Origin of the sequence: Mucilaginibacter ginsenosidivorans (assembly GCF_007971025.1) — a bacterium.
Taxonomy (GTDB): domain Bacteria; phylum Bacteroidota; class Bacteroidia; order Sphingobacteriales; family Sphingobacteriaceae; genus Mucilaginibacter; species Mucilaginibacter ginsenosidivorans.
In genome coordinates this window covers 827,847-848,192 of the sequence record NZ_CP042436.1, presented here as the reverse complement: position 1 = coordinate 848,192, position 20,346 = coordinate 827,847, and the positions used below count along the sequence as shown (strand labels likewise).

Sequence of the window (20,346 nt, the reverse complement as noted above, 5' to 3'; positions counted from 1 at the left end):
CCCTTTTACTTTAATTGACTGATGTTTTCGAAGAAGGCGGCCTGCAGATCGAGCAGGGAATTAACATTCATTTTTTGTCCATAGACATCGAAACACATAAATTTTGATCTTTCAGGGTGTTTTTTATCCCATCTCTCCAGGAAATTGAACGTTTCAAAAAAGTAATGCTTTACCGTAATGCCCCTGCGGGGCGTGGTTTGCGATGAGTTGAGCCTGAAGCCGATGGCGTCTATCCAATTGTGAATACGCCCGTGCAACGAATTAGCTATATTTTTCATGAGGTAGATGATTTATTAAAGGTAACGAAAATATTACCCCATTGTTTTTACTGCAGATAATCATTTTATAAACAAAGGTTAATGCAGCTTATTTGAAGCAGGCCGAGCTAAGGAATAAAATAGTAAGAAAATATATTTCCCAATATGCAACTGTAACCTATTCGATTTCTTAACGTAGAAAGCGTAATTAATTTATTTAACGTACCCTATATGAGACAAATTAGACACATACTACCGCTGATACTTTTAGCATGTTTGATAAGTATTAACGGTTGTAAAAAAGACAAAACACCCGGCCCTGTAGGTGCTACAGGGGCTACGGGTTCTACTGGTAACACCGGTGCTACCGGCGCTACCGGTCCACAGGGGCCGCAAGGTCCGCAGGGGCCCGCAGGAGGTCCGACAGGCCCAACCGGCGCTACCGGTGCAACGGGTGCTACAGGAAATGATGGAACCAACGGGACCAATGGTACGAACGGAGCAACAGGCGCTACCGGTGCCAATGGTGCAACGGGGGCTACAGGTGCTACCGGTGCCAACGGAGCAACGGGAGCTACAGGTGCCAATGGAGCAACGGGGGCTACAGGTGCTAACGGAGCGACGGGTGCTACAGGTGCCAACGGAGCTACCGGAGCAACGGGTGCTAATGGAGCAACGGGTGCTACCGGCGCAACTGGGGCTAATGGAGCTACTGGCGCCACCGGTGCAACAGGCTCTGCAGGTGCAACCGGAGCAACGGGAGCAACAGGTGCCGACGGTAACGCACAGGTAAATACTTACCTGAAAAGCAACATTTCGGTTATCGTTACGGGTACTGATATTGCAGTGCCGGCAATCGACCAATCGGTACTTGACCAGGGCACAGTGCTTGTATATTTCAGGCCTAACGGCACTACCGGCATTTGGTACCCGCTTCCTTACTCCGACGCAGGTACGCAGATCAGCATACTTTCTATTGCTGTAGGTAAGATTACGGTTAAAGCAAGCCCGTCACAGGTAAATCTTGACTTCAAGATCGTGGTCATACCGGGAACATCTCTTACTCAGTTGAACGTAAGTCACCCACATCTTAACTTTAAGAATTATAGCCAGGTAGCCTCGGCCCTGAACCTGAGAAACTAAGATCAATCATTAGCTTTTATAAGTCAAGCCCCCCGGTAATGCCGGGGGGCTTTTATATTTTGTAACAATACTATGATTTAGAAGATTTTGCATGTAACAATGCTATGATTATTAATTAATTGAAGGTTTTATGTCGAAACTTTGTAACGGAAAATTGTAGTACCCTTATGTATTTTGACATTAATAAAGTATCGAAACAAATTCTACTTGCCCTTTTTTTTGCTTTTATACTTTCCTTATCATCCTATGCCCAAAGCGGGCGCGAAGTAGATGGAACAGTTATCGATTCCACGAGGCTGGGCATACCAGGGGCAACCATAAAATTAATATCCGACAGAGGTGATAGCACTGTAGCGGTTGCCGACGGTAACGGGAAATTTGTTTTTCCATCGGTTAACGGAACTAAGTTTACAATCACATTATCCTCCCTCGGGTATCAAAACCTGATAAGGCACTACGCGCTCGACAACGACACCAAACCTGCAGTGCTCGATCCTATTATTCTAAAGTCGGACTCTCACACGCTGGCCGGAGTAACCATAGTTGGGGTTAACCCTATAGTTTTAAAAGAAGACACCGTAGAATATAAAGCCAGCGCCTATAAAGTACGCGACAACGCCCCGGTGGAAGACCTTGTTAAAAAACTACCCGGCGTAGATGTGGACGTAAACGGAAACGTCTCGTCTCAGGGCAAACAAATAACCAAAGTTCGTATCAACGGCAAAGATTTTATGGGTGGCGATGTACAAAGCGCAACTAAAAACCTTCCTGCAGATATAGTTGAAAATATACAGATAATTGATGACTATGGCGACCAGGCTAATCTAACCGGTATTAAGACAGGAGAGCCTGATAAGATAATGAATATCACCATTCGCAAGGACAGGAACTACGGTTATTCCCTGCAAGCAACCGGCGGTGATGGAGAGGATGCGCTGCCAGCCAGCCAGGGGATACCTAATCAGAATCGTTACCTGGGCACATTGAATTCCTTTCGTTTCAACGGCGATCAGCAAATAGCGCTGTTGGGCAGCATTAATAACACAAACGTCAATACATTTTCGTTTGGCTCTCCGGGAGGGGGTGGTGGCTTTGGCGGAGGGGGCGGCAGGGGGAACGCCGGACGCGGAGGCGGAGCCAGCGGCAGCCTGATAACAACCCGAAATGGCATAACCGATGCGCATTCTATCGGTGCAAACTTCCGCGATCAATGGGGAAAACATCTATCCGTTTACGGCAGTTATAGCTTCGCCGACAATACCACCTCAACTACCAGCACCAATCTCCAGCAAAATTTTTCACAGGCAAATCCAAGTAATACAAACCAGGTTGCCAATGAAGTAGACCAGAATATCAATCACCGGCTTACCTGGAACATGGAATATAAACCCGACACGGTCAATTATTTGAAAATAACACCCACATTTTCTTATGCCAAAACGAACACGACAGATAACGAAAATGTGAGCATTATAAGAGGTGATACCACGGCTTATAATTCATTGTCAGGCGGCAATTCCACCTCGCCAAATTTTGGTATTAATGCCTTATATAACCGCAGGCTCGGGCATCGGCGTAATCTAAGTATAAACATTAATTTCAGTTCGTCTCATAACGATCAGTTTCAAAATCCGACTTACAATTATATAAGCGGGCTGCCGAACGTACCGACCTATCAAATCATTAATGTGCACAGCCGCACCAATACCATAGGCACCACGCTTTCCTATATCGAACCGCTTGGTAAAACCACCTACCTTGAATTGAGTTATAATTTTAATCATTCCTTAACCATAAACACAAAGGAAACCGATACAACTGAGCTGGATGATCCGTCATTACCATTATTGCCGGATAGTGCGCTTAGTACCAACTACAATTATACTTTTACTACCAACCGTGTGGGTCTTAACTTTAGAAAAGTCGAAAAGAAATATAACTTCACCATCGGGGTCGCGGCTTTGCCTTCCGTGCTTGACGGTTATTCTCCGCTAACCGGTGCATCTACCCACGTTAGTACGTTCAACTTTATACCTACAGCAAGATATGTGTACAACTTCTCACGCGGACAGATGTTTACAGTAAATTACAATGGATCATCCAGTCAGCCAAGCTTCACCCAGTTACAGCCTACGCTGGACCTGTCCAATGCAACGTATCTTGTCGCAGGTAATCCGAACCTAAAGCCGCAGTTTACCAACAACTTTACGATCAGGTATAACAAATTCAGTTTTGCCACCGGCGACATATTTTTCAGCAACCTGTCATTCCAGCAGATCAATAACCAGGTAGTAACCAATACAATTACCTACCCGGGCAATTACACGCCAAATCCGAGGCTTTCAAATACGTTCCTTACCAGGTATTTAAATGCCGACGGCTATTATACCATCAACGGCACGGTGCTATATGGCAAGCCCTGGGATAAAAGGAAATTCACACTTTATTTGGGCGCGAACGTCGGTTATAGCAACAATGTTGGTTACCTAACCGATATAACTCCGGCAACCTTCGATTCGACCACGGTAAAAAACGTGGCTAAAAACTTACAATTTACCCCGCAGGCACGCATACGGATTGATATTACCGACGTAATGGATATGCAGGCGCTCACCAGTTACGCCATCAATCACACCAGCAATTCGGTTGACAATTCCATCACCAATGGCACTGGCAACATACGAACCTGGAACATCGGTTTAAATGGCAAACAATATATTCTGAAGGACTGGACCTTTAGTTATGACTACGCAAAGGCGATCAATTATGGTTACAGCTCAGCAGTAAAAGTCACCAACCCGAATATCCTTAACCTGTATCTCGAACGCCGGTTCCTGAAACATAACCAGGCGACGATACGCATTGCCGCGTTCGACCTTTTCAATCAAAATACCGGCTTTTCTTCATCAACAACTGCCAGTTCATTTACCGAATCACATGTTAACAGGCTATCACGTTATTACCTGGCAACATTTACCCTGCGACTCCAAAAATTCGCCGGCAAGGCTCCGACTCAAAATTTTGAAAGGGGATTTAGAAATGGCGGCGGGCGCAGGGGCAACGGAGAAGGGGGACCAGGTACAGATTAAAGATGTTTTAAACCTGATATGAAAGCCTTTTCTGAATTAAGAAAGGCTTTTGTCTTAGTGACCGTTTATCGTCCTGTCTATGACTTTTTCCATATCATATAAGTCAAACGGTTTGGCCAGGAATGCTTCGGCTCCGGCGTGGGCAGCCAGCGATTGTATATCACTATCGGCCGAAAAATAAATTACCGGTATATTTTTTAAAGAATCGTTACTTTTTAGCTTTTGGGTGGCCTCAATACCGCCGGCATCGGGTATCCGGTTATCCATCAAAATAACATCCGGGCCTATTTGGGCCACTTTTTGGGTAACCGCATTACAATTGGTAAACGTGTGGACCTCCCATCCGCGTTCTTCCAATACGTAAGTGCATATAGATAAAATATCCTCGTCATCATCAAAAATGATAACTTTTTTGTTGGGTTTTATACTCATTAAAGAAAGGGCCTGAACGTAGTTTATACACTTATTAACTGCAAATGTTTCATTTTTTTTAAATAAATCAAATATGTATATTTATAAAACCTGAATGACCCTATAAGAAGCTTAATAATAACGTTTTACAGAAAATTGATATTTATCACGGGCATATCCCCGCTGACCTGTCGTTTTATAAACTTTATAATCTTTCTGCATTCTGCAAAAGTGTATTAGTTATTTTTAACAAATAATAACTGTTCAAACCCGGTGGATAATAGGACGAAAGACGATAATTATGATGCAGCCATGGCGCCCCAGGCTTTGCGGGGTAGCTTGTATCACGAAATGATCTCGTTCTTTAATGCCCTGGACGAGGTTTTCTTCACAGTGGATATGGTTGATATGAGGGTAATGCAGATATCTAACGCATGCGAGAAACTGTTCGGCTATAAACAAGCAGATTTTCTTGCTGACCCTTTGTTCTGGTTCGGCCTTGTTCATCCCGATGACAGGCACATTATTGACAGTGAAGACCAAATACTGCGGCGCGGCGAAAAGGTAAGCAATGAATACCGGATAATACGCAAAGATAAAAGCATCTGCTGGGTTGAGAACAAGGTCGTACCTACCCTCGATGATACAGGCAGACTGGTCCGGATCGATGGTGTGACGAGGGATATCACGCCGCGCCGGGATGCTGAAGAAAAACACAGGCAAAGCGAAAGCCGTTACCGGCAAATAGTGGAAACCGCCCAGGAAGGAATATGGACCATCGATGAAAATGAACGGACCAATTTCGTTAATAAAAAAATGGCTGATATTTTAGGTTATAAGCCGGAAGAAATGATGGGAAAGGGACTTTATGATTTTATGGACGATGAAGGCCGGGAATATGCCATAGCCTGCATGGAACGGAGACGAAAGGGATCAAAAGAAAACCTCGATATACGATATAAGACCAGCGGGGGCCATGATGTTTGGGCCAATATTTCGGCCAACCCAATATTTGACGAAAACGGCGTTTACAAAGGCGCGTTGGCAATGGTTACAGACATTACTCAGCGAAAAGCGGATGAAGAAGCTCTGAAAAAGTCGGCAGCCAACCTGCGGACAATTTTTGACAACACAGATACCGCATATGTATTGTTTAATACTGACCTGGTCATTATGTCATTTAATGCGCTGGCTCAGAAGTATTCGGCCAGCCAAAACAGGAAGCCTCTGGTTATAAACGAGTCTGTAAAAGCATATTTTTCAGATGAAAGATGGCCGTTCATTGCGGAAATACTGGATAGAGTAAGTACGGGTGAAACCATAAGCTATGAATTGAATTATACCAGGGACGATGGATCGGTACAATGGAACGATGTACGATGGCTGAATGTTAAAGATGAACATGGTAAAAACTGGGGATTCATATTGGCCAACAAGGACATTACAGAGGCAAAGCAAGCTACTTTAGAGCGCGAACGGATAACTACGGACCTTATACAGCATAATAAAGATCTTGAACAATTCACTTATATCATTTCACACAATTTGCGGGCACCTGTAGCCAACATTATTGCGCTTGCCGACATGTTGAAAGAAAATGAACAGGACCCCGGCATTAGAAAAGAAGTGATCGATAAAGTATCCCATTCTATAAAAAACATGGATGCGGTAATAAAAGATCTTAACCAGATTTTACAAGCCCGGGAACTGGTAAATGAAAAAAAGGAAGTGATCTATTTCCGCGAACTGATGGATACGATAAGGACGAGCATCTACAATGTCATCGTAAATGAACACGTTCAATTTCGCTGCTTTTTTGACGAGGTTGAATCTATTTTTAGTGTCCGCAGCTACCTGTACAGCATATTTTATAACCTGGCATCCAATAGCATCAAATATCACAGGCCCGGCATCGCCCCAATGATAACCATCAAAAGTCACCGGTTGAAGAGCCGGATCGAACTGCGTTTCAAAGACAACGGAAAGGGCATTGATCTCGAAAAATACACATCGCAGCTTTTCGGGCTCTATAAACGTTTTGATAACACCGTAGAGGGAAAAGGTATGGGGCTTTTTATGGTGAAAACGCAGGTTGAAGCGCTTGGCGGCACCATACGCATTAAAAGCAAGCCAGGCGAAGGATGTGAATTTATTGTACAATTGCCGGCGTAACCCGCAGACGGTCTTCTAAAAATTCCCGTGTTTTCACGGCTGAAATACCGTGATTACACGGCATTCATTTATCTGTTTTAAGCTTAATTTTATTAAGACAAATAAGGCTATATCCGAAATTTAATCCCCTATAGCATGAGCACACTTTCCGTAGGTTCAGTAGGAGCCGAAGTACAATTACTGCAGCGTGATCTTTCTTTTTTAGGCTACAATGTTACCATTGATGGCGATTTTGGTAACGGCACCAAAGCCATTGTAACACAGTTCCAAACTGATCACGAGCTGAGCGCCGACGGCGTGGTGGGGCCAAACACATGGACCGCTCTCGACAACCTCGTACCACAGGGACTAGATATATCCCACCATAACGGCAGCATCAATTGGGCCGGCCTGTCGCCGCATATACAATTTGTATATTGCAAGGCAAGCCAGGGCGCCACTTTTACCGACCCAATGTTTCAAAGCTATATCGGCGCCCTTAAACAAAAACAGCTTATTTATGGCGCCTATCATTTCCTTACGTTCCAGGACTCAGCCGAATCACAAGTGGACAATTTCCTCAATTGCGGCCTGGATTTTTCAGCCCCCGGCACGCTGCCTCCGGCCTTAGATATCGAGGAACAGGTGCCCGATAGCCTGAACCCATATATACTTCAAAACCGTGGCGCCTGCGTCCAACTCATCAGCGATTGGCTGCAGCTTGTGCAAACGCGAACGGGCCGTACCCCGGTTATCTATAGCTACAAAAGTTTCTGGAAAGAGTACCTTGGCAACCCGGCAACATTTGGTAACAACCCCTTGTGGATAGCGTCTTATCAAGTCAATCAACCCGGGCTGCCGCCCGGCTGGAACGACTATGCCATTTGGCAATACTATGGTGCTGAAGATGAATCAGCCGGTCAACGCGATCAAAACCTTATTAAAGGCGGTATGGGCGCTTTAAAAAAGCTGGCGTTGATAGGTTGAACGGTCTAAATAAGCCATCAAATAAGCTAAAATAAACCACCTAAAACAATCATTAATCACTAAACCAAATCTTGCTATCGAATTGACAATCCATTTAACCCTTTAAACCTATCCCATCATGAACGCTAAGAAAACCAAGACTCGGGCGGGCGCCAATCAACCACCCCGCTTCGGCGAAACGCAAGTAACCCCCGATCCGACAAAATTCAGGCTGAAACACCTGTCAGATCAAGAGGCTTATAACCTGGTACAGAAAAAATTACTTCAGCCTATTCCTAAACCCAAAAATCCTGACAATCTGGTTCTGAAATTAGAAACCGTTCTCGGAAGGTCCGAAGGGAATAAAATCATAAAGGACATACAGAAAGAAGGAAAGATTGTATTTCACATGGTTGGCGATACCGGCCCAACCGGGGGCCCAAAGAATATCGATAAAGTGACGGACAAACTTCAAAACGATTTTTTAGGCGAGCCTGACGGAGAAGCGCCCCGTTTTTTATTTCATTTAGGAGACATTGTTTATAGCTTCGGCGAAGGGAAATATTATTATGACCAATTTTATGAACCTTTTCGAAATTATCAAGCTCCTATATTGGCAATACCCGGTAATCATGACGGGCTGGTTTATGAGACCGATCCTACGCCTACGCTTGACGCTTTTCTCAGGAATTTTGTAACTGAAAAACCGGTCACCTCTACTGACGCTGGCGGGCTTAGCCGAACAACAATGATACAGCCAGCGGTTTATTTTGCTTTTGATGCCCCATTCGTTACCATAATAGGCCTTTATAGCAATGTTCTTGAGGACCCGGGTGTGATATCAAGCGAAGGGCATGCCGATTCGCCTGTATCTGATGAGCAACTCGCCTTTTTAACTTCACAATTAAAACGTGTAAAAAATTCGGGCAATGCTGTAATTGTAGCGGTACATCACCCGCCTTTTGCATGGGGCGGCGATCATGGAGGCAGCCCAAAAATGTTGAAAGAAATAGACGATGCCTGCAAAGAAGCTGATTTTTGGCCGCACGCCGTTATATCGGGTCATGCACATAATCAACAGCGCTTTACCCGCACAGTCGGCGATTTTGATATCCCCTATATTATCATTGGCAACAGCGGTCATAACTGCTTGTCTTTGAAAAGCACAAAAACCACGGCTTTAAGAGCGCCCATCAACCTCACAAAAGATTTAATATTTGAAAGTTACGATGATAAAAACTACGGGTACTTACGGTTAGTTTGTGATAGCAAACAATTAAGAATAGAATATCATGACGACGATCCAGATCAAAAAAGCTACAGCGATGCTGTAACTGTTGATCTGAAGACGCACACAATGATCTCTAACTAACCATCACACCGATACCCGGCATATTATTGGCACCTGTTGAACCTTAGCTTACATCAGGTTTTCAACAGGTGCTCTGCTAGTCACCCAAAATCACCCCGCCCAGCCTTCCCTGTCCAAGCTTCTGAAATGTATCGCCTCGGCCAAATGCTCCAGTTTGATCTCGTCGCTGCCGGATAGGTCGGCTATGGTACGCGACACTTTCAAAATACGGTCATAAGCCCGCGCGCTTAAACCCAATTTTTCCATCGCCTTTTTAAGCAGGGTTTGCCCGGCAGTATTGATCTTGCAAATGTCTCTCACCATCTGCGGGCTCATCTGGGCATTGGCATGCAGCTCTGGCTTATTACCAAAACGTTCCGTTTGTATTTCGCGTGCTTTGATCACCCGGTCACGGATATCCTCGCTTTTCTCCGCCAACCTTTCCGATGAAAGTTCAGAAAAATTAACGGGCGTTACTTCCACATGCAGGTCGATGCGGTCAAGCAACGGGCCTGATATTTTACTTAAATATTTCTGAACCGTTCCAGGCGGACAGGTACATTCCTTCTCTGGGTGGTTGTAGTAGCCACAGGGGCATGGTGGCGTGAACTTTTCTACAATCCTCACAAAGACAAAAATAGTTGAAAATCCTAATGTTGTACGCATTCCCGACAACCCTCAAACACTTGGCAAACATATTCGGAAAGTGCGAATGGAACGTGGCTTACTACAAAAAGCCGTGGCCGAAATTCTCAATGTTGACGAAGATAGCATCACGGCTTGGGAAAATGGACGAAGCAAGCCACAAGTGCGCTTTTACCCGAAGATTCTGGCGTTCCTACAATATAATCCGTTTAATCATGATATTGAAACGGTCTCTGGCAGGCTACGGCATGTGCGGTTATGCAACGGATATTCGATTAAGCGATTTGCACAGTTAGTTCATGTCGATCCAGTCACCTTTGCAAAATTGGAATGCGGTAAAAGAGTGATGTCAACATTGGCACAATTAACTATTTTAAATTTATTGGCTAAGTTGCCAACTTATTTAAGAACCAACCACTTTTTGTAGAAGTGGTTTTTTAACATTAACCACAAAAAAATTGACGTTCATATTTAAAGAGAGCTATTGGGCTATTTAGTAATCAAATCAAAAAGAGCATTATGTTCCAAGTGTAAAGAAAAATTTCTATTAGCTAGTAAAATAAAATAAATGCACTCTTTTCTTTTAAGAAACATTATCTCAATAGGTATCTCACGGTTTTTGTTCCCCACTTTTCCATAAATATCAATTACATTTCCTTCCTTGAATCTTATTGAAAAATTAGAAAAATTAGAAAAGTAATACGCGATACTGTCATTTGTTCTAATAAGTTGAGTTTGGCTGCCAAATAGACTGAAATACAATGAAGAAATAGGTTGTGTAGAGTCTAGTTTATATTTTACCTTAAATTGTGAAATAGTAGTGGCGTCAACATAATAAGTATTCCGAGACATCTCAGAAGTATTATTTGTTTTGTATATAATATTACTTTTTGTAGAAAATTTAGCTGATGAAGGTATTCTATATACTTGTATATAATATTTTTCCGTGTGGAATTCCGTAACAGGGCTTCTGTGTTTACTAATAAGGCTGCTGTCGATAACAATATTTTTTTTATCTAAAAACAAGTTCAGGTAATCTGCTGGAAAAGACTTGGAATATGTATTCGAATCGAGCCTAGATATTTCCTTGTTCACTTTTAAAGCGTTGGATGAGGTCCAAATTTGGCAACTTTTAATTAAAACTATGATAGAAAACACAGAAATAACTACTACTACTACTCTTTTCATAATATTTTTTACTTATATATTTTACTTATTAAGGTTCTGGTATTGGAAATGGAATCTTTTGTCCAGGTAATGGGAGAAAAGGATTCTTTTTATTGTCCTGGGGGGGGAATATCGTTCTTAACCCTTGTTCGATAAGTCCTTCAAAACTCTTTGAAAATGAAACAAACCCCCTTCTAACTCTTGGATAAGTTGTTGTAATAGTCCCTGTTGATATTCCATTTACAGTGGTTGAAATTTCAACTGCAACACTTGCGTGTTGTAGGATATAAGTCGTTGTAACATTTCCCACTGTTTTTGTGTATAATACGTCACCACCTGAAGTAATTCCCACACCATGTTTTGTAAAATCGGACCCTTCAAATTTGTTTCCCACATAAGTGAGATTCGTTGTACTTTCGGAACCTTCTTCTCCAACTACAGTTTGTGTAAAAGGTTGAATTGTTTGATAATAATAGTCCGTCAATTTACTAACTAAAGGTCCTAAAGTTCTATGAGTAACTGTAATACCATTACGTGGTTTATCTTCTTCTTTAGTACTTGACTCATTATTTGTACCTTGATTCTGTTCAGGCGTATTATCATCGGTAGATGTTTCCGAATTTGAATAATTGGCTGTTATTGAATTTGAACTCATACCAAACGAAGCTCTTAAAGTTGCCCAATTATTCTCATCCATCGCGATACTATCTTTAGAACGCATTCCGTCCGGGTCAATCATTCTTGGTGGATTATTAAGAGCATAACTATACGGCGTTAATCTCCTAGACTTCTCTGTCAACGGATCGATTGTTATCCATCGCGCAATTACCGGATCATAATACCGTGCACCGTAATCGTACTCTTGTGTTTCCTCTTGTAACTCCTTTTTATTGTAAAGATATTCATTTCTACCGACGGCAACACTGTCCTTAGCCAGCATCCCAAATGGATAGTAGTCGTTCTTTTGGTAAACAATAGCCGTACCTGTCTTGGTTCCAAAAGTAATACGCGTATTACCCAGGTTATCGCCTAAGTAATAAGTGTAATCATAGCTTGCCCCAAGCTTTGCCACCTTGCCTTCCTCAGTTTGAATAAAGTTTAAGGTATCGGTTGTGCCGCCATCGTATTCTATGCCGCTTATATAATCCGTCGTATGGGTAACGCCGCTTATAACCGAAACCTTTCGCAGTTTGTTGCCAGCAGCGTCGTACGTATAGGTTAACTGTCCATGCGCAACCTTTACCGTTTGCGGCAGGTTTAGCAGGTTATACGTAAACGTTTTATTCTGCGCTGTGTTAACCGAATTGGTATCGGTCAGCATATTGCCGTTACCGTCGTACGTATAGTACGTTAACCCGGCAGGCATTCCCGTATTGCTGCTGGTCACATCGTTCACACGGGTCAGCTGGTTGCCGGTATATAGGTAGCCCAAATTATCGATAACGACGCTGTTCTGGAAACGCTTCAGGCTGGTGATATTCCCGTGCAAGTCATACGTTACCGGATTCTCACTGGCACCTGTTGTGGCACCACCTGATAGCAGCCGGTTCAAACGATCATAAATGTAATTATAATGATTGTTGAGGTTCCCGGAAACACCCCAGTATTGTTGCGCAATATTGCCGTTATACTGTGGGGTGATGCTGGTATTGTAATACAAGCGCATAGAAAATAAGGCCGCGCCACTGGTGAGCAGCCAACCCCGTTCATTGTAGGTATAGGGTATATTCTGTAAAAAAGTGGTACTATCTAAACTATGCAAATGCTTGTTTGATACCTGGCCGATCTCGTTGTAATCGATCTTGGAAACCAATGTCTTGGTTGTGGGCGTGCTGTTCCCGTTTTGTATCTGTTCCCATGTCTTTAGCTTGCGGCCCATGTGGTCGTATAAATAGGTGTTGGCAATAGTCACTAATGGATTTAAGGTGCTTGCGGTATTCCAATGCTGTCTGGAAGTAGTGGTTTGCTGATTGGTAAAATTGTAAGTAATGCTGGTCAGGTCATAATTATTAGTGTCCAGGGTACCCCCTAAATAATGCTGAGCATACGTTTTGATACTTCTTCCGAGGTCGTCATAGTACATCACATCCCAAAGCTGGTTTGTTGGCGTGTTTAGCACGGCGGTCTTTTTCGCTGTCGGCTGGCCTCGCGTCAGCTTGCTTACGCCACTTGCTAAGATGTATTTAGTTGGTGTACCCGGTACGCTGTACCCGTCGTAATAATCCAGGGTGAGTGTAGCGGTCACATTTGTTGTGGGCCATGCCACATTGGTGTAACCATTGCCGCTGCTACCGGTGGCTTCGTAGAGATTGCTGCTTATCCCGTTCAGTGTGGTTTGCAGACTTGCCCGGGATATGGCCGTGCCGCCATTGTTCCATATACCCGTCCAGATAGGCCGGTTCAGTGCGTCATATTTGGTAAATATCCATTGCTTGTTCGCGCGTTGCAGGCTGTCCTGTGTAGCTACCGGGATGTCCATCGTGTTATACACGGTATATTCCCAGCCCTTACCTGGGATCTTTTTGGCAATGGGCCTCTCGCGTTCATCGTACCCGTATTGATAGCATAGGTTATTTAGTGTAGTGTCGGATATGGCAACCGCACCATCCGCTCCCGAAAGGGGCGGCAGCACAAAAGCCAGTTTGCCCAGGTCATCGTACACGTAATACGTGGACAGCATCTCAACCGCGCCGCTCTTATAATTATACGCTCTTTTCAGGATCACCTGTCCATCAATGTCTTTGTATTCCTCTACCGTCCCTGCACGCCCGCTTACCCAATTCTCATCTTTACTAATAGTAACCGTTAACGTGTTGGCGGCATAGTAGCTGTTGTTATGCAGGGTTCGTTTATTGGTGGAGTCAATGGTTACGTAATAATTGGCGACACGCCGGCCTTTGATGGAGTCTGCGGAAAATAACGTATCGTTATTGGTTTTGTACACCATTTTTACCGTGTGCCCGCTGTCAGCCACGGTGGCAGCAGGTTGCCAGGGCACTCCCGGTGCGCCCTGTTCTAGGGTGCGGCTCAACGGCGAATTGTCGAAAATGGTTTGTGCATACGGATCGGTAATGGCCGTCACCCCCGACCCTGACGGCGGTGTGGCGTAAAAAGTTCGCTGGTCGGAACTGACCGCGTTGGGGCGGTAGCTGCCCGCTGTTCCTGTTTGCGGCGTGTAGGTCAGGTATTTCTTCACTTCCCGGCCATATGCATCATAGGCCTGCGGGCTGATCATATCGTAGCCTAAAGGCGAGCCTTGCTTTTGTATCGTTTGAATCGGCCTGCCCAAACCGTCAACATATTGTATGGCTATCTGTACCTTGGTTTTGTCGGTATTGTTAACGGCCATCAGGCTGTCGTTGGTAATTCCGCTGATGCGCGGCGTTTGGGTGCGGATATAGTTATTAGTTTGCGTTTGCGCATAGGTATGAAAGGCTGCGACCACCAACACCGTAGCCAATGTAATTTTCATCTTTATATTTCCAGCTTTCAACTTAAAAATCGACACCTTTTTCATGGCTACTGTACCGTTAAAGTTAAGCTTGAACCAGAAGTGACGGAGACCGTTGACCAACTTGCGGAATGCCCCGTCTGGTCAGTAAAGCCCGTTAGCTTGAACGTATGTGTTGCCGAACCGACCGCGTTAATGGAAACCGTGGCATAGGTACCCTGTTGTACTTGTATGATCGTACTCCCGGTAGACGGGAAATTATACGGAGCAACCCCGTTAAATGTCGCCTGGAAACCGGATATGCCGGTTGAATTGGTGAGCGTCACATTGACCATAATGGGTGGGCATCCGCAATTCTGATTAGCTTTAGCCTGGCCGTTCGTAGCCATTTCAAAACCGGCCTCAGCGTTGGCCGAGGCCTTGGTGGACGAATAATATTTATTGACCGGTACTGCATAAGTTAATGAACCGGGCGTAGTGTTCGGCGGGCAGGTAGTCCGCGTATAACTATGGCTCATCGCATCGTTGCCGATAGTCTGGTCATAGGTGTGGTAATAATAGTTATTGACGATGTTGCCGTAAAAGTCTTTGATGTTCTTCAGCCTGGCAAAATAGTCGTACTCAAAATGATTGATACCGCCTTTGGTATCGGCCATGGCGGTAAGGCCGTCAGGCGAATACGTAAAGGTGGTCATCTGAGCGTCTTTTGGGTACAGGCGCAGTTCATCTATGGATACGCTTCCGCTGATGGTAATACTAAATGGGCCGGCCGGTGTAACATGTTCATAATAGGTCCAGCCACCGATTGTAGTCATAGCTGTCCCGGTGACTGTAGTTCCACTACAGACGACCGTAGCTGCGCCTCCATTGCTCCAGTAGGAAATAATGCCCGCTTTGCCTGAAACAGAAAACGTGCTGGTTATGTTACCTGTACCAAGCGGATATACTTTGCTGCCGGTTGGCGCTGTAAGGTCGGTTACCGGCGTACCGGTAAATATCCAGTTACCTTGCCCGTCTGCTTCAAAACTGGTGTAGGCATATCCGGTGCCGCCGCTGATGTAAGGTCCGTTCTTTACCTGGGCGACGGGATTTTCATACAAATAATCCCACAATATTGCTGTTGATGTCGCGTTTCTCGGCGTGTAGCTTGCGAGATTGTTTTTATTGTCATAATGATCAAAGCTGATCATTTGCACGTAACGCGAGTCTTTAATAATCGCTCCGGTTCCTGAATTTATGGTCATTGGTGCAAAATTGGTAACCGGGCTGCTAACACTTAGGGTGCTGATGGTGCCGGGAACAATTGTGCCGGTAATAGAACCAAGTTGATACGTATTTAATTGCGCGCCTGTAATTGAATTAACGGAGGTTGTCACGTTTTTCAGGCTGTCCCATTTTTCAACAACGCTGGCATACATGTGGCGGTTCACCATAGAATCCAACACCTGGTTGTGCGTGGTACTGCCGCTTAAATAGTCGAAGGGATATTTATTTATTGTGACATGGGTATTGCCTTTACTATCGACATGTTTGGTTTTAGCGATCTGTAAATGGGTTGTGTCGCTGTAAGTATAGCTGACTATTGACGTTGTATATTTGGTGGGATCATTGATGTCATATATGTAGCTATTTGTTTGGGTTAATAAATTGATTTCGGAATTGATAAAGTAATTTGAATAGATATAGGCGCCAGAGGTGTAATCATTGGGAAAGAAAAGTGTTTCGGGATAAAGCGGAACGTTTGTTACAGCCGCTCCTTCGTTTGTAAACCTCTTTCTACTCACGAATCCGACATCGTTGTATTGTTGTTCCGGAAATGTTGCATAAAAATTGCTGTCTTTTTTAGCGATTTGATAACTACCGTCACTTTTCCGGATATACTGCGATTTGGATAACAACAGACCACGGTTATAAAAATGGGTGGTTACCACCGGCGTACCTGCAATGGTCGCGCTTTGTAAGTTATCAGGGTCGAATGAATATATGTACCGGATTCTTCCAACATTCGCCGCCGGGGTACCGATGTACTCGGAAACATCCGGATAAACGACGGTTGCGGCGTCAAATGGCTCTAAATCAATATTTGGGTTAGAGACGTAATTGGAAACGTTGCATTGATATTCCGATTCATAATGTTGTTGTTGCAAAACATAATACCTGTGTGTTTGTACCGGGGCGGCGTAGAAAGAATATTGAAGGAAATAGTTCGAATCTGCAATATTATATCTGTACGTTCTTACTATGGGGGTTGCATTGACGTTATCATAGCTCTTGATCGAAGTGACCCGCAATCCGCCTGCTACTCTCAGTTGCCCCGATGGATTGGTGAATTGGTTGCTTTGGTAGGTAAAGGTGGTGTACCCACCGGTGGGGTAGTAAATCGTATCTAATACACTTGCCTGCATATAATTGGAATCGCAGTCTCGATTATGAGGCACGGTCCCCCCTATTGTCGTTGTTCCGCCGTCGTAAGGCACCGTCATATACGGTATAAGGGAAGTTAACGTATTGCTTATCTCTTTTCCATTGTAATAGCCCCAGTAGTCGCGCGCGAAACACTGGTAAAAGGGCAACTCCGTCCGGTTGTATTTAAACCGGTAATGCTCGATGATACTTCCGGCTTTATCTAATATCTGTATGGAATCTAATCGTAAACGGAAATTATTTGCTGCTGCCGTGCCGAAGTAACTTTTGTAAAACACGATAGTCTTCTGCACTTCCATCATTTTGGAGTTGTAGTTATATTCGTATACGACAATTCGGTTCAATGCATGAACGTTATTGCCCACTCCCTGGTTAATGTCTTTTCGTACCGTGTCTTCCTTTTCAAAAACGACCTTTCCATTTTTGAAATCAATCTCGGTCAGTGGCTTTTCCGCGACCTGGGTAGAAATGCTTGTTGTAGGTCCTGGTACGTTGCTGGCATGGTACGGATTTGGTGGGGTGCCACCTGTATACGCCACATAATCGGTTATAACTTGCATTTGAGAAGTGGCATCGGGGTAAAAAACCAGGTCGGAACCGTAGGCGAAGGAGACCGTATCCCGTCTGTTTTGTGATATCATACGTTCTAGCAACCAGGACGAATTGATTGGCGTATGAATCGCCCCTGCACCGGCTGTCTGCGTGGTTTCTGTGGCTGTATCCCCAAAAAATGCGATATTTCCTTGCTCGTCGGTGAGTGTAAAATTGGTAAGGGCTGTAGACCCTAAGGTATATTTGATGCCTACGGGTGCACTGGGTAGTAAGACCGGTTTGAAAGCGTTCTTGCCATTAAAAAAGAACTTTCCGCTATGACCGGGGTAATCAAAGGAGTAAATATCAGGTCGGCCATCATAAAGACCATAGGCTATTCTGTCTGCGTAGTCCATATCGGTATCTACCGTCATGTCAAGGCTTGGGGCATAACGTAAATAACCGCGCAGATAACCGTACGTATCATCATCTGGGCCACCCATGACATGCCGGGTAACGGCCCCGCCCGCCTGAACGGACCAGCCAAGCCCTACCCAACTGGCCACATCGGTCACTTTGTTTCCGGAGGCATGGTAGGATAGGTTCACGGGAACTTTTAAACCGCCGGCATCAATCGTATATAGTGGTATGGATATTTGTGGGACCCCGGTATACAGGCTAACGTCATAATCTCCGTATTTAGTAAAAGATGCAACATTCGGGGATTTTGGGAATACTGAAGGTACAAAATACTGGGCGTCGGAGGTCGGAACTGATTGGGCATAAACTATATTAAGACCTAAGCTCAACAGGGATGCAAAAATGCAATAAAACAATCGTTTCATGAAAAGAAAAGGACAAGGTAATTAAACAGTTAACTTCACTTCAAACCACGACTAATGATGGTTTAATACTTATATATATCTGATTACGTTTTGAATGACGTGTGTATTCGACTAAGGTTAATTATACGAAGGTGGTTTCCTGTGGGTAAATTAATAAATACTTTCCACATATAAAATTCCAAATTACTTTTAATTTTATTTTTAATCCTACCATTATAAAACGGATAAAATACCGTGAAAACACGGGTTGACACCGATGCCGGCGGCACGTATCTTCATTCATCGTTAACCTAAACACCCGCTATCATGAATGAATTTGACAAATCAATGCTCATCTACGCCGCTTGGTACTTTGCCGGCCTTTTTATCTTTGTCCTTATCGTCCGTTGGATATTCAGCATCCGACGCCTGTTAAGTTACCATCGCAAACAAATCAGGCTTTTGGAGCAGATCGCAAAAAAGCACGGTGTCGAAGATGGCACTATCAATGAGATCATGAGTGAACAGTTCTACGACAATTAAGCCTAATTCCAACATCAAACTCAATGAACAAACGTCTGCCGCATGCCGTAGTAAGTTGTCGTATTGCCTGAGATCGGATCGGTATAAGGTATCTGTGCGGGAAGCGTTAATTGCATAGTTGAGTCGTTCAGGATAGAAAAATCATAGGTAATGCTTTTATTGAGCGCCAATTGCGTATTGTCACCAATAATGTCATAGATGCCTGAAAAGTTGATCGTCCCGTTTTGGTTATAGACAATATAGGTTCCGTCCGATTTAAAGACATTGGTCAGTACGGCGACTTCAGTTGCTAATGGCTTTTCAATCCACACGCCCGACTGATCTTGATATTCCAGTTTGGTCTCTTTCCAGGGCTTTTGCGTTAAATACCGCAGCGTCCTGGTGGCAATCGGGTCATTATCAAACGGTGCCGGATTTTCTTTCTTGCTGCAAGATGAAATGGTGACGCTTAACAGAAGCAATATCGCAACGAATAATCGGTGATTCATGATCGTGATGGTTAGGTATATGGATTATTGGTTCAACAGCTTCTTCTTTTGGGCATCGTACTCTGCCTGGGTGATGGCCCCGCTATCAAGCAACGCCTTTAATTTTTTGAGTTTGTCGAATTGATCATCGGACTGTGTCACCACTGTGGCCTGAACTTGTTTGCCTTTGCAGTCCACGATTTCGCAGGAGGCAATGGCATCCTCAATCCACAGATCGAAATTGCTTCCGCCGCCGATATCGACGGCAAACACCACTTTTTGAATGCCGTGTGCCTTAAAGCTGTGTATTTTCTTAACGATGGCACCATAGCCGGAATAGGTCTTCTCAATATTATGGTCGTCTGCCTGATTGCCGTTTATCATGAATACCAGCCAGCCGCCATACTGCACGTAGCGGAAGGTACCGTTGGGGGCCGAGCCCTGGCCAAGCTTGATGGTGTCCCCGACATGGTATGTTCTGCCATTGGATGCGCTGTATTCGGCCAGTCGTTTTCCCAAACCGAGGACTTGCGCAAAGGTCATGGTAGGGACAAGGAGAAAGAGAAGGAATAATGATTTCATATTGTTTGCACGTTGGTTTATATAAACAATAATAGGGATTTAAATCCCTATATCAAAATAAAATCATTCTCTATTTATGGTGAATGATTAAGGGAGGAACAAACCGGCGCAACGACGTGGCGATACAAACGGTTGCACGCAATATGAGGAAGTATCGGCTGCAAAAGAACCTGACCATGACAGCGTTGGCCAATATCATCGGCGTCGATTACTCGCAAATCAGCCGCATGGAACGCGGCAAGGTCAATGCGAATATTTCCATTATTTTCGACATTGCGGCTGTATTGGAAATCTCTCCCATGCTGTTAGTTGAACAAGAGCACCCATGATGTAGTGAAGTTGGA

Annotated in this window: 15 protein-coding genes and 1 pseudogene; 8 read left to right on the top strand and 8 right to left on the bottom strand. The window is 44.3% G+C overall.

Annotated elements, in window-relative coordinates; genetic code table 11:
• Positions 1 to 5: 5 nt before the first annotated feature.
• The gene (locus FRZ54_RS03915) at positions 6 to 278 is read right to left on the bottom strand and encodes a hypothetical protein (protein ID WP_147030341.1); all 273 of its coding nucleotides are present in this window, start codon (positions 276 to 278) and stop codon (positions 6 to 8) included.
• Positions 279 to 488: 210 nt separating this feature from the next.
• Here FRZ54_RS03915 and FRZ54_RS24325 point away from each other — a divergent pair, with 210 nt between their 5' ends.
• Positions 489 to 1,400: a hypothetical protein gene (locus FRZ54_RS24325; RefSeq protein WP_187359738.1), complete on the top strand. Its 912-nt coding sequence runs from the start codon at positions 489 to 491 to the stop codon at positions 1,398 to 1,400.
• A gap of 167 nt (positions 1,401 to 1,567) precedes the next feature.
• Positions 1,568 to 4,489 carry an outer membrane beta-barrel protein gene (locus FRZ54_RS03905; RefSeq protein ID WP_147030340.1) on the top strand — a complete coding sequence of 974 codons (2,922 nt, stop codon included), beginning with the start codon at positions 1,568 to 1,570 and terminating at the stop codon, positions 4,487 to 4,489.
• A 54-nt stretch (positions 4,490 to 4,543) separates the two neighbouring features.
• Here the strand turns inward: FRZ54_RS03905 and FRZ54_RS03900 are convergent, their stop codons facing one another.
• On the bottom strand, positions 4,544 to 4,921 hold the full coding sequence (locus FRZ54_RS03900; protein WP_147030339.1) for a response regulator: 378 nt from the start codon (positions 4,919 to 4,921) through the stop codon (positions 4,544 to 4,546).
• 252 nt (positions 4,922 to 5,173) lie between these two features.
• On the opposite strand from FRZ54_RS03900, the gene FRZ54_RS03895 reads away from it, so the two are divergent.
• The 3 genes from FRZ54_RS03895 to FRZ54_RS03885 all read left to right on the top strand — a co-directional run bounded on the left by FRZ54_RS03895 (position 5,174) and on the right by FRZ54_RS03885 (position 9,389).
• Entirely contained in the window at positions 5,174 to 7,072 is a 1,899-nt protein-coding gene (locus FRZ54_RS03895; protein ID WP_147030338.1) for a PAS domain-containing sensor histidine kinase, read from the top strand.
• A gap of 135 nt (positions 7,073 to 7,207) precedes the next feature.
• Positions 7,208 to 8,038 carry a GH25 family lysozyme gene (locus FRZ54_RS03890; protein WP_147030337.1) on the top strand — a complete coding sequence of 277 codons (831 nt, stop codon included), beginning with the start codon at positions 7,208 to 7,210 and terminating at the stop codon, positions 8,036 to 8,038.
• Between the two features lie 118 nt (positions 8,039 to 8,156).
• Positions 8,157 to 9,389: a metallophosphoesterase family protein gene (locus FRZ54_RS03885; protein WP_147030336.1), complete on the top strand. Its 1,233-nt coding sequence runs from the start codon at positions 8,157 to 8,159 to the stop codon at positions 9,387 to 9,389.
• A gap of 90 nt (positions 9,390 to 9,479) precedes the next feature.
• On the opposite strand, the pseudogene FRZ54_RS03880 reads toward FRZ54_RS03885, so the two are convergent.
• Positions 9,480 to 9,968, bottom strand: a pseudogene (locus tag FRZ54_RS03880) (magnesium chelatase subunit ChlI family protein); the annotation flags it as partial.
• Between the two features lie 4 nt (positions 9,969 to 9,972).
• Between FRZ54_RS03880 and FRZ54_RS03875 the strand changes: the two are divergent.
• Positions 9,973 to 10,440, top strand: a complete 468-nt coding sequence (locus FRZ54_RS03875) for a helix-turn-helix transcriptional regulator (RefSeq protein ID WP_228462614.1) — start codon at positions 9,973 to 9,975, stop codon at positions 10,438 to 10,440.
• A gap of 62 nt (positions 10,441 to 10,502) precedes the next feature.
• Here FRZ54_RS03875 and FRZ54_RS03870 read toward each other — a convergent pair whose 3' ends face one another.
• Genes FRZ54_RS03870 through FRZ54_RS03860 form a run of 3 tightly spaced genes read right to left on the bottom strand, consistent with a single transcriptional unit; the run spans position 10,503 to position 18,194 of the window.
• Positions 10,503 to 11,201, bottom strand: a complete 699-nt coding sequence (locus FRZ54_RS03870; RefSeq protein WP_147030334.1) for a hypothetical protein — start codon at positions 11,199 to 11,201, stop codon at positions 10,503 to 10,505.
• Between the two features lie 28 nt (positions 11,202 to 11,229).
• A complete protein-coding gene (locus FRZ54_RS03865) occupies positions 11,230 to 14,652 on the bottom strand; it encodes a DUF6443 domain-containing protein (protein WP_187359737.1) in 3,423 nt (1,140 codons plus the stop codon).
• A gap of 47 nt (positions 14,653 to 14,699) precedes the next feature.
• The gene (locus FRZ54_RS03860) at positions 14,700 to 18,194 is read right to left on the bottom strand and encodes a DUF5977 domain-containing protein (protein WP_147030332.1); all 3,495 of its coding nucleotides are present in this window, start codon (positions 18,192 to 18,194) and stop codon (positions 14,700 to 14,702) included.
• Positions 18,195 to 18,737: 543 nt separating this feature from the next.
• Here FRZ54_RS03860 and FRZ54_RS03855 point away from each other — a divergent pair.
• Positions 18,738 to 18,953, top strand: coding sequence for a hypothetical protein (locus FRZ54_RS03855; protein ID WP_147030331.1), 216 nt, complete (start codon positions 18,738 to 18,740; stop codon positions 18,951 to 18,953).
• A gap of 20 nt (positions 18,954 to 18,973) precedes the next feature.
• Here FRZ54_RS03855 and FRZ54_RS03850 read toward each other — a convergent pair whose 3' ends face one another.
• Both FRZ54_RS03850 and FRZ54_RS03845 read right to left on the bottom strand, forming a co-directional pair.
• The gene (locus FRZ54_RS03850; RefSeq protein WP_147030330.1) at positions 18,974 to 19,441 is read right to left on the bottom strand and encodes a hypothetical protein; all 468 of its coding nucleotides are present in this window, start codon (positions 19,439 to 19,441) and stop codon (positions 18,974 to 18,976) included.
• A 24-nt stretch (positions 19,442 to 19,465) separates the two neighbouring features.
• On the bottom strand, positions 19,466 to 19,939 hold the full coding sequence (locus FRZ54_RS03845) for an SHOCT domain-containing protein (protein ID WP_228462613.1): 474 nt from the start codon (positions 19,937 to 19,939) through the stop codon (positions 19,466 to 19,468).
• Positions 19,940 to 20,085: 146 nt separating this feature from the next.
• On the opposite strand from FRZ54_RS03845, the gene FRZ54_RS03840 reads away from it, so the two are divergent.
• Positions 20,086 to 20,331, top strand: a complete 246-nt coding sequence (locus FRZ54_RS03840) for a helix-turn-helix domain-containing protein (protein WP_147030328.1) — start codon at positions 20,086 to 20,088, stop codon at positions 20,329 to 20,331.
• Positions 20,332 to 20,346: the final 15 nt, after the last annotated feature.

Coding starts and splice junctions, on each gene's coding strand:
- FRZ54_RS03915 (WP_147030341.1), bottom strand. CDS start 278: ATGAAAAATATAGCTAATTCGTTGCACGGGCGTATTCACAATTGGATA.
- FRZ54_RS24325 (WP_187359738.1), top strand. CDS start 489: ATGAGACAAATTAGACACATACTACCGCTGATACTTTTAGCATGTTTG.
- FRZ54_RS03905 (WP_147030340.1), top strand. CDS start 1,568: ATGTATTTTGACATTAATAAAGTATCGAAACAAATTCTACTTGCCCTT.
- FRZ54_RS03900 (WP_147030339.1), bottom strand. CDS start 4,921: ATGAGTATAAAACCCAACAAAAAAGTTATCATTTTTGATGATGACGAG.
- FRZ54_RS03890 (WP_147030337.1), top strand. CDS start 7,208: ATGAGCACACTTTCCGTAGGTTCAGTAGGAGCCGAAGTACAATTACTG.
- FRZ54_RS03885 (WP_147030336.1), top strand. CDS start 8,157: ATGAACGCTAAGAAAACCAAGACTCGGGCGGGCGCCAATCAACCACCC.
- FRZ54_RS03870 (WP_147030334.1), bottom strand. CDS start 11,201: ATGAAAAGAGTAGTAGTAGTAGTTATTTCTGTGTTTTCTATCATAGTT.
- FRZ54_RS03865 (WP_187359737.1), bottom strand. CDS start 14,652: ATGAAAATTACATTGGCTACGGTGTTGGTGGTCGCAGCCTTTCATACC.
- FRZ54_RS03855 (WP_147030331.1), top strand. CDS start 18,738: ATGAATGAATTTGACAAATCAATGCTCATCTACGCCGCTTGGTACTTT.
- FRZ54_RS03850 (WP_147030330.1), bottom strand. CDS start 19,441: ATGAATCACCGATTATTCGTTGCGATATTGCTTCTGTTAAGCGTCACC.
- FRZ54_RS03840 (WP_147030328.1), top strand. CDS start 20,086: ATGATTAAGGGAGGAACAAACCGGCGCAACGACGTGGCGATACAAACG.